Source organism: Yersinia thracica (assembly GCF_902170565.1).
Taxonomy (GTDB): domain Bacteria; phylum Pseudomonadota; class Gammaproteobacteria; order Enterobacterales; family Enterobacteriaceae; genus Yersinia; species Yersinia thracica.
This window is the reverse complement of sequence record NZ_CABHXX010000082.1, coordinates 71,912-81,690: the sequence shown is the minus strand read 5'-3', so window position 1 is coordinate 81,690 and position 9,779 is coordinate 71,912. Positions and strand designations below refer to the sequence as shown.

Here is a 9,779-nt window from a genome sequence, read left to right as displayed (position 1 = left end):
ATTTTAATTGAATAAAATAGTTACCCGACTCTTTAATTGAGTCTGATTGTTAAATTTTCACGAACCAACCTTTGAAATTAAAATAAGGTTTTTAAAAACAATATAAAATAAATAAGAGAGAATACTAATACCTGTATGAATGGTCTTTTTATTTGTAGGAAATGTCCTGCTGATATGTATGAAATATAAACCCCGCAGTGAGAATGTAAGAAATTAAAAACAAGATATTCTTAATAAGATAAATTGCATGAGGAATTAATCAATGAAACCTAAGGATCAACGTAAAGAAGAAGTCATGGGTATATTGGAAGAGCACTGTAATGTTCTAAAGGAACAGTTTACTGAATCACCTCCCCCAGTTATCAATTGGCCAAAAACAAGAGAGCTTGCTGATAAAGCACAGCTGGATATTTATACGGCAAGATTGGTATTAATGAAGTTAGTCGATGAAAACAGAGCCAGAATGTCAGAAACCAAAGTAATGAACTCACTACGCTGGTTTATTGCTCATCCGACTGAAAAATAAATGAAAGCACGCTTATTGAGCATTTATGACTCAATACGCAAAATAATGAGTTAACCCGCTAACCGCCAATACAGCTCAAAAACAGTAACAAACTGAAAATAATGAAATTATTCTTTCTTACATCGCTAAAAACCACTTTTCCCACACGAAAAGTTAACCTTATTGTTTTGCTGCTCATGGCCATTACATTTGTTTCCATGATGCACTATGAAATCAATCGAGGCGGCGCCGGGCTTCATCTTCCCCATAATATTGTCATCTGGGCCATGATGGCGCTGTTAGTGATGGTGCTCTATTGGCCGCATAGTGAAGAGGCCCGCGCAGTGAACGCTCCGAGTCATCGGTGGCTGCTGCTTGGTGCGCTGCTGCTGACACTTCCAGGATTGTGGCCTGCGTCATTACAGCATATCGGGGCTTGGTTACCGCGAGTGCTCGGTTTGTGGGGGGGGATAATACTGCTGCTTGGGCTGTTTCGGCTGAAACTACATCACAATGCACGACAGACGTGGCTACTGTTAATACTGTTGTCCGCTTGGGGTCAGGCCACGCTAACTTTACTGCAATGGTTTGTTTTTACAGCAGATAACTGGATGGAATTTAATATCACCCTGCGCCCCTATGGCATGTTTCAGCAGACTAATGTGCTGGCCAGTTACCTGGCAACAGGCTATGGCATCGCGGCCTACCTGTTTATGGCCTCGGGCAATCGGGTCATACGTGGCATAAGTGCCCTCACGCTGCTGGTTTTCCCCGGCATATTAATGCTATTGCAATCGCGAATTGGCTGGGTTGGTGGAGTCGCAACGCTAGCATTGCTTTCCCTCTATTACTGGCGTCAGCGAAAAATGGCCTGGTTGTGGCTATTCAGCCTGCTCAGTCTATTGGGTGCTTTTTATCTACAGGAACAAATGAAGGTCAGCATGCTGGTATCAAAAGGTACCAGCAACCAAGAGCGCTGGTTAATGCTGGAATATACCTGGCAAATGATACAACAGCGCCCATGGACAGGCTGGGGATACGGTAGCTTTGAGTCTACCTTTGCCCGCGAATTAGTGCAGAACGGGCTGGTATTCGATGGCTCGGTATACCCTTCTCATCCGCATAATGAAGTGTTTTATGGCTGGGTAGAGGGCGGCATCGTGGCTTTAGTCGGGATGCTAGTATTGGCTGCCGGGTATATAAAGCCACTATTGATTCAACCTAAGACGGTTTTCCCTCTCTGGGTACTAACTCTGCCAATAGCTTTGCATCTGATGACCGAGCTGCCTCTTTATCAATCTGCCGGTCACTGGCTGGTGCTGATTTTACTGGGCCGACTGATGGTGCCGGAAAACATGTTGGTACCTATAGCCTCTCCCCCGCCTCAGTGGCGGCGCTGGCTACAGGGCGCTATTGTGCTATCCGCATTATGCACCTTACTCTTTATGGTGACGGGTTTCAAAACTGGCCGTGTACTGACACTGAGTGAAAGGAGTGGTTTGGTTAACATGCAGCCGTTAGATAAGCTGATAAATCCCTATATCCAGTGGGAAAGGTATCAATATATTCGGCACATCAATCTGTTACTGCAATTTAACCAAAATCCTGACCCCGCGTTACTGACTCAATTCCGCGTATGGGCCGAGCAATACATTCAATTGCATAATGATCCGAATGTTTATCTAAGCCTTATCATGATTACCCACTATCAAAATGACCTCACTCAGGCCAAGCACCTGCGGGAGACAGCTCACGCGCTGTACCCCCTAAACCCTGCATTCAAGTAGTCTCCACTCAATGAGTAGGCAGATCAATGCATAGCCCCTGAATTTAGGGGCTAATCTGCTTTGTTTACGAGTCGTCCCGAGTTTTTAGCTATGTCAGTTTCCGGGCTGCTGAGCTAGTATATTGGCTGGAAAAAGGACTTAACTAGAAAACATAACCGCATGAATAATACTGATAAGCTAGATTCCCACACCCCAATGATGCAGCAGTATCATCGGCTAAAGGCCCAACACCCTGACATTCTACTGTTTTATCGGATGGGCGATTTTTATGAACTGTTCTACAGTGATGCCAAACGCGCGTCACAGTTATTGGATATCTCACTGACGAAGCGGGGTTCCTCCGCCGGTGAACCTATTCCTATGGCCGGTGTTCCCTATCATTCAATAGAGAACTATCTGGCAAAACTGGTTCAATTGGGTGAATCAGCCGCTATCTGCGAGCAAATCGGCGACCCGGCCACCAGCAAAGGGCCCGTTGAGCGCAAAGTAGTGCGTATCGTCACCCCCGGCACCGTGAGTGATGAAGCCTTGCTGCAAGAAAGGCAAGATAATCTGCTGGCAGCTATCTGGCAGGATGCTCGCGGATTTGGCTATGCAACACTGGATATCAGTTCAGGCCGTTTTAGAGTTGCGGAACCCGCAGACCTTGAGACTATGGCTGCCGAGTTACAACGCACCCATCCCGCAGAGTTACTTTATCCAGAAAATTTCGAGTCCATGTCATTGATAGAAAATCGACATGGCTTACGCCGCCGCCCATTATGGGAGTTTGAGCTGGAAACAGCCAAACAGCAGCTTAATCGGCAATTTGGTACCCGCGATTTAATTGGTTTTGGGGTTGAGCAATCCCATCAAGCACTGCGGGCTGCGGGCTGTCTGCTGCAATATGTCAAAGATACCCAGCGCACTTCCCTGCCTCACATCCGTGGTTTAACCATGGAGCGCCAGCAAGATGGCATTGTTATGGATGCCGCGACCCGCCGCAATCTCGAACTGACCCAGAATTTGTCCGGAGGAACGGAAAATACACTGGCCGCTATCCTTGATTGCAGTGTGACGGCCATGGGTAGCCGCATGCTGAAACGCTGGCTGCATATGCCAATCCGTGACACTAAGGTGTTGACCGATCGCCAGCAAGCCATTGGCGGCTTGCAAGATATTACCGCTGAACTGCAAACTCCGTTGCGTCAAGTCGGTGATTTAGAACGTATTCTGGCTCGCCTGGCACTGCGAACCGCACGCCCGAGAGATTTGGCAAGAATGCGCCATGCATTCCAGCAACTACCTGAAATTCATCGGTTATTGCAACCGCTGGATGTTCCTCATATACAAAATTTACGGTCGCAAGTCGGTCAATTTGATGAGTTACAAGACTTGTTGGAACGCGCCATTGTTGAAGCACCGCCAGTATTGGTGCGCGATGGTGGCGTTATCGCGCCGGGATACAATGCAGAATTAGATGAATGGCGGGCGCTGGCTGATGGCGCAACCGATTATCTGGACCGGTTGGAAATCCGTGAGCGCGAAAAACTGGGTCTGGATACACTAAAAGTAGGTTTTAATGGCGTTCATGGCTACTTCATTCAGGTCAGTCGGGGTCAAAGCCATCTGGTGCCAATCCATTATGTTCGCAGACAAACCCTGAAGAATGCCGAGCGCTATATCATTCCTGAGCTGAAAGAGTATGAAGACAAAGTTCTGACCTCTAAAGGCAAAGCTCTGGCAATTGAAAAAGGTTTGTACGAAGAGATTTTCGATCTGCTGTTGCCGCATCTACCTGAATTACAAATCAGTGCCAATGCGCTGGCTGAACTGGATGTACTCGCAAATCTGGCTGAAAGAGCGGAAACACTCAACTATAACTGCCCTGTTTTGAGTGACAAACCGGGGATCAAAATTATCGGGGGCCGCCATCCAGTGGTGGAACAGGTACTCAGCGAACCTTTCATTTCTAACCCGCTAACCTTGTCACCGCAGCGGCGCATGTTGATCATTACCGGCCCCAATATGGGCGGTAAAAGTACTTATATGCGCCAAACAGCGTTGATCGTGTTACTGGCGCATATGGGGAGTTACGTTCCAGCAGATCAAGCCACCATTGGGCCAGTTGATCGTATCTTCACCCGCGTCGGTGCCGCTGACGACTTGGCATCTGGCCGTTCTACCTTTATGGTCGAAATGACAGAAACAGCCAATATTTTGCATAATGCTACCGAGCAAAGTTTGGTGTTGATGGATGAAATTGGCCGCGGAACCTCAACCTATGATGGCCTTTCACTGGCTTGGGCTTGTGCAGAAAATCTGGCTAGCCGTATCAAAGCCATGACATTATTCGCGACTCATTACTTTGAGCTGACGACCCTACCGGAAAAAATGGAAGGAGTGGTCAATGTTCATCTTGATGCACTGGAACATGGCGAAACCATCGCCTTTATGCACAGTGTGCAAGATGGCGCGGCGAGTAAAAGTTATGGTTTAGCCGTTGCAGCCTTGGCCGGTGTGCCACGGGATGTCATTAAGCGCGCACGGCAAAAACTAAAAGAACTGGAATCATTGTCGAATAATGCAGCAGCAAGCAAGATTGATGGCTCGCAACTCACATTGCTAAATGAAGAAGTCCCACCCGCCGTCGAAGCATTAGAAGCTCTGGATCCGGATTCGCTATCGCCACGTCAAGCACTTGAATGGATTTATCGCCTGAAAAACATGGTGTAAATGACTCTGTTCAAATAGATAAACCGCCTGTCATTCGCCAAAAGGTAGATTACAGGCATAAAAAAACGGTGAACATCAGTTCACCGTTTTCGTGTTTTCTAGATAACTCGCGATAGTGTTTATTCACGGAACATAATGTTTATTCACGAAACAAGGCTTCGATGCTCAGGCCCTGTGCTTGCAGAATTTCCCGCAAACGACGTAAACCTTCAACTTGAATCTGGCGCACGCGTTCACGTGTTAAACCAATCTCACGGCCAACATCTTCCAATGTTGCAGCTTCATACCCTAACAAACCAAAACGACGGGCCAAAACTTCGCGCTGTTTTGCATTCAATTCAAACAGCCATTTAACGATACTTTGCTTCATATCGTCATCTTGCGTCGTGTCTTCTGGGCCGTTTTCATTTTCGTCAGACAGAATATCTAACAAGGCTTTCTCTGAGTCGCCGCCTAAAGGTGTATCAACAGAAGTGATACGTTCATTAAGGCGTAACATACGGCTCACGTCATCGACCGGTCTGTCGAGTTGCTCAGCAATCTCTTCCGCACTCGGTTCATGATCCAATTTATGGGAAAGCTCTCGCGCTGTACGCAAATAAACGTTTAATTCTTTAACGATATGGATAGGCAAACGGATAGTACGGGTTTGGTTCATTATTGCCCGTTCAATCGTCTGGCGTATCCACCAAGTGGCATAAGTGGAGAAACGGAAACCGCGTTCAGGATCAAATTTTTCCACTGCACGGATTAGGCCGAGGTTACCCTCTTCAATCAAATCCAGCAGCGCTAAACCGCGATTACTGTAACGGCGGGCGATCTTCACCACCAACCGCAAGTTACTTTCGATCATACGCCGGCGCGAAGGCACATCTCCGCGCAATGCACGCCGGGCAAAATAAACCTCTTCTTCTGCGGTCAATAATGGTGAATAACCAATCTCACCAAGATAGAGCTGCGTTGCATCCAGCACTCGCTGGGTAACACCTTGCGCCAACAGCTCATCTTCTGCTAACTCGCTTTCAGTAGGTTCATCTTCTACTGATGCTTTTTCGTCGAAAATTTCAGTTTCCGTACTGTTTTCATCAAAATCAGCATCTTCATGCAACTCGTTAACTTTCAGCGTATTTTGGCTCATATGCTGCTCCTACCCGTGAATCCGGCGAGCAGAATACAGCGTATTCTGCCCAATCTATCGCTGCGGAAGGTAACGCAGCGGGTTTACGGATTTCCCCTTGTAACGAATTTCAAAGTGCAATCTTACTGAACTGGTTCCGGTGCTACCCATGGTTGCTATTTTTTGACCCGCCTTCACTTCTTCTTGTTCCCGGACCAGCATTGTATCGTTATGAGCGTAGGCGCTCAGGTAATCATCATTGTGTTTGATGATAATAAGATTACCGTAACCACGCAGTGCGTTCCCAGCATACACAACTCGCCCATTTGCTGTAGCGAAGATAGGTTGCCCACGAGAACCGGCGATATCAATCCCTTTATTTCCCCCTTCGGAAGCAGAGAAACTATCGATCGTTTTACCTTCAGTTGGCCATTTCCAGTTACTGACTGGACCACCATTGCTGGTAGGGTCACTGATTGGACTGCTCGGCGCGATAACAGGCGCAGTTGTAGCGACAACAGCGCCTGACGCTGGCAACATTTTGCCAACATTCTGTTTACCCGAGTTTTCAGAATACGCGCTAGTTGATTGAGAATCAACCGTTGTAGTTGTGTTCTGAATATTTGCAGGCGGTTTTGCTATTCCACTTGATGTGGCATCAGTCGCGGCTAACATTCCACCACTAGAACCATTACCCAACTGAATAGATTGCCCCACATTCAGGCTATAAGGCTCTGCAATATTGTTTTTTGTCGCCAGATCACGGAAGTCATTCCCCGTAATCCAGGCAATATAAAACAGCGTGTCACCACGCTTAACGGTATAGGTATTACCGCTGTAGCTTCCTTTGGGGATATTGTCGTAACTACGGTTATAAACAATGCGCTCACCCGAACTATTGGTGTCCGAACCACTTAGCATGGTACCAGAGCGATCACCACCGACACTGCTGATTGGCGCAGATGTTGTATTATCATTGCTACAACCAACCAACCATAAACTCATAACCGTACATGCCGCTACCCGGCGTAATGTAATCATTGGGCTTCCCGTGCTCATGCTTCCCCCATGACAGCAATATTAAGCGATATATCCAATATAGATGCGCGCATGCTATCAATAGCGCCCCTGCCATACCATAAAATTTATGTTACTGATTTTTGTCCAATCTTTAGCACAAGAAAGCTGCACTTCGACTTTAGTCAAAGATTAGGCCTGAAATAATGACATTTTTTCAGGCCAATTCCCCTTTAACTAAAGGAACAAAACGCACGGCTTCTACCGTCTCAATCTGAAACTCATTATTACGGCGCTGCACATATTTCAAGGTTTGAGCCTGTTCTCCCACAGGCAGAACCAATATTCCACCCTCATCCAATTGCTCAAGTAAAGCATGCGGTATTTCTGGTGGGGCAGCGGTCACAATGATCGCATCAAATGGCCCGCGTGATGCCCAACCTAGCCAGCCATCACCATGGCGAGTAGAGACATTATGCAGATCCAGCTGTTTCAGGCGACGTTTTGCCTGCCACTGTAACCCTTTGATTCGTTCAACTGAGCATACATGTTCGACCAAATGCGCCAAAATAGCCGTTTGATACCCCGAGCCGGTGCCTATCTCTAATACCCGCGAAGTGGGCGTCAATTGCAACAACTCCGTCATACGCGCCACCATATAAGGCTGAGAAATAGTTTGCCCTGAACCTATAGGCAAGGCGGTATTCTCATAGGCTTTATGGGCCAGTGCCTCATCAACAAAACGCTCGCGCGGCACCGCTTCGATCGCCTGTAACAAGCGCTCGTCCCGAATACCTTGCTGACGTAACAGCATCAACAATGTTTGCATGCGTTTATTTACCATTCCCCGTCAACCTCTGCATTGGCTAACCAGTTTTCAACCACGTTTTGAGCCCCATAGGCTGTTAAATCAACCTGCAACGGCGTGATAGACACATAACCTTGTTCAACGGCTGCAAAATCAGTGTCTTCCGCTACATCAAACTTCTCCCCCGGAGGCCCGATCCAGTAGAGATCTTGCCCGCGCGGGTCTTGTTGACAAAATACCTGCTCTGCTGGATGGCGGCTACCACAACGTGTTACCCGAATCCCTTTAATTTGAGATAAGGGTAAATCAGGTACATTAATATTCAGTATCTTGCCCGTATGCAACGGTTTATGTTGTAACGCGCGCAAGATACGGCAAGTGACCGCCGCCGCCGTCGCATAATGTTGATGCCCATTGAGTGAAACCGCCAAAGCAGGAAACCCCAAATGTCGCCCTTCCATCGCGGCCGCCACGGTCCCTGAGTAGATAACATCGTCCCCCAGATTAGGGCCAGCATTGATGCCGGACACCACAATATCGGGTCGGGGGCGCATTAATGCATTGACCCCCAGATAGACACAATCGGTCGGCGTACCTTGTTGTACCGCAATGTCGCCATTAGATAAGGTGGTAATACGCAGGGCGCTATCTAGCGTCAAGGCATTGGAGGAGCCGCTTCGATTGCGATCGGGCGCTACAATTTGTACCAGCGCAAACTCCCGCAATGCGGCTGCCAACGTCTGTATGCCCGGCGCAGTAATTCCATCATCGTTACTCAGCAATATCCGCAGCATCGGCATTATCCTGATTCATGATTTCCCGCACCACACTGGTGGCAAAACTGCCGGCAGGTAACCAGAAACTGAGTTCCAAAGTGACCTCATCCCACCAGTTCCACTGCATATTTTGCGGTTTGAGTAAGATAGCCCGGCGCGCACCCTCGACACGTTCGCGCTTAATCAGTGCCAATAGCTCGGTTTGATCAGCTAAACATGCTTGTTCGAAAGCTAATGCCGCGCCTTGAGTACCCAACTCACCATCACCTGGCAACGGAGCGGTTACATTCAATTCGCTCGCATCGACCCGCTGCTGTAACAAGGCCAATTCATCAGCCCCGGCCACAAACCAACTGCCGCGCCCCGATAGCTGCAAAGCATCACCTTCCAGTACCGTCATCGCCTGCTGTTGAGCTAAACGACGACTGCTAATCAGGTTGAACATCGCGCTACGGCTGGCGGATAAGTAAAAGCTGCGTTTACTGCGCTCTTTAACTCGAATTTCATTATTCGCCCACAAACGCGCCTGCACCAGATTGTTGCCACCGCGGCCAAAGCGCTGGCGACCAAAATAGTTCGGTACACCATGAGCGGCAATCTGCTGCAATCGCTGTTCGACATCCTGATTATCAGTTATGTGGCGCAATACCAAAGTAAAAGCATTGCCTTTCAGTGAGCCAATCCGCAGTTTTCTTTTCTGACGCACCGACTCCAATACTTCACAGCCTTCCAGCTCGAAAGTAGCAAGATCCGGCGCTTCTTTACCCGGTAAGTGCAAACAGAACCACTGTTCGGTGACGGCGTGACGATCTTTCAAACCGGCATAGCTCACCAGCCGCGGGTGAATCTTGGCGAAACGCGCCAGATAATCCGCAACAAACTGAGTGTTACAGCCATTTTTGCGGATACGAACCAATAAATGCTCGCCTTCACCGTCCGGCTCAAAACCCAAATCTTCGACCACCACAAAGTCTTCCGGATTGGCTTTTAAAATGCCACTCGCTTTGGGTTTGCCGTGCAGCCAGGTTAGATTTTCCATATCCATCAGTTATGC

General features: G+C 48.1%; 8 protein-coding genes. 3 read left to right on the top strand and 5 right to left on the bottom strand.

The annotated features are described in order from the left end of the window. Positions 1-262 precede the first annotated feature (262 nt). From FTA91_RS11470 to mutS, 3 genes are all read left to right on the top strand, one after another. Positions 263-526, top strand: a complete 264-nt coding sequence (locus FTA91_RS11470; protein WP_050114089.1) for a faeA-like family protein — start codon at positions 263-265, stop codon at positions 524-526. A gap of 176 nt (positions 527-702) precedes the next feature. Further along, positions 703-2,292, top strand: a complete 1,590-nt coding sequence (locus tag FTA91_RS11465; RefSeq protein ID WP_328592894.1) for a PglL family O-oligosaccharyltransferase — start codon at positions 703-705, stop codon at positions 2,290-2,292. Between the two features lie 159 nt (positions 2,293-2,451). After that, complete coding sequence (mutS, locus tag FTA91_RS11460) at positions 2,452-5,007, top strand: DNA mismatch repair protein MutS (protein WP_145535048.1); 2,556 nt, start codon at positions 2,452-2,454, stop codon at positions 5,005-5,007. A 139-nt stretch (positions 5,008-5,146) separates the two neighbouring features. On the opposite strand, the gene rpoS is transcribed toward mutS, so the two are convergent. The 5 genes from rpoS to truD all read right to left on the bottom strand — a co-directional run bounded on the left by rpoS (position 5,147) and on the right by truD (position 9,770). Further along, positions 5,147-6,145: an RNA polymerase sigma factor RpoS gene (gene rpoS, locus FTA91_RS11455; RefSeq protein WP_038635964.1), complete on the bottom strand. Its 999-nt coding sequence runs from the start codon at positions 6,143-6,145 to the stop codon at positions 5,147-5,149. Positions 6,146-6,199: 54 nt separating this feature from the next. Then, positions 6,200-7,165 carry a murein hydrolase activator NlpD gene (nlpD, locus tag FTA91_RS11450; protein WP_050114083.1) on the bottom strand — a complete coding sequence of 322 codons (966 nt, stop codon included), beginning with the start codon at positions 7,163-7,165 and terminating at the stop codon, positions 6,200-6,202. A gap of 193 nt (positions 7,166-7,358) precedes the next feature. Next, the gene (locus tag FTA91_RS11445; protein ID WP_050114081.1) at positions 7,359-7,985 is read right to left on the bottom strand and encodes a protein-L-isoaspartate(D-aspartate) O-methyltransferase; all 627 of its coding nucleotides are present in this window, start codon (positions 7,983-7,985) and stop codon (positions 7,359-7,361) included. Continuing rightward, positions 7,979-8,743, bottom strand: coding sequence for a 5'/3'-nucleotidase SurE (surE, locus tag FTA91_RS11440; RefSeq protein WP_042562601.1), 765 nt, complete (start codon positions 8,741-8,743; stop codon positions 7,979-7,981). The genes FTA91_RS11445 and surE overlap by 7 nt, the downstream gene beginning before the upstream one ends. Next, positions 8,721-9,770 (bottom strand): tRNA pseudouridine(13) synthase TruD, encoded by a 1,050-nt coding sequence (gene truD / locus FTA91_RS11435; protein WP_145583377.1) that lies wholly within the window; start codon positions 9,768-9,770, stop codon positions 8,721-8,723. Before truD ends, surE begins: the two co-directional genes overlap by 23 nt. Between the last annotated feature and the right edge of the window lie 9 nt (positions 9,771-9,779).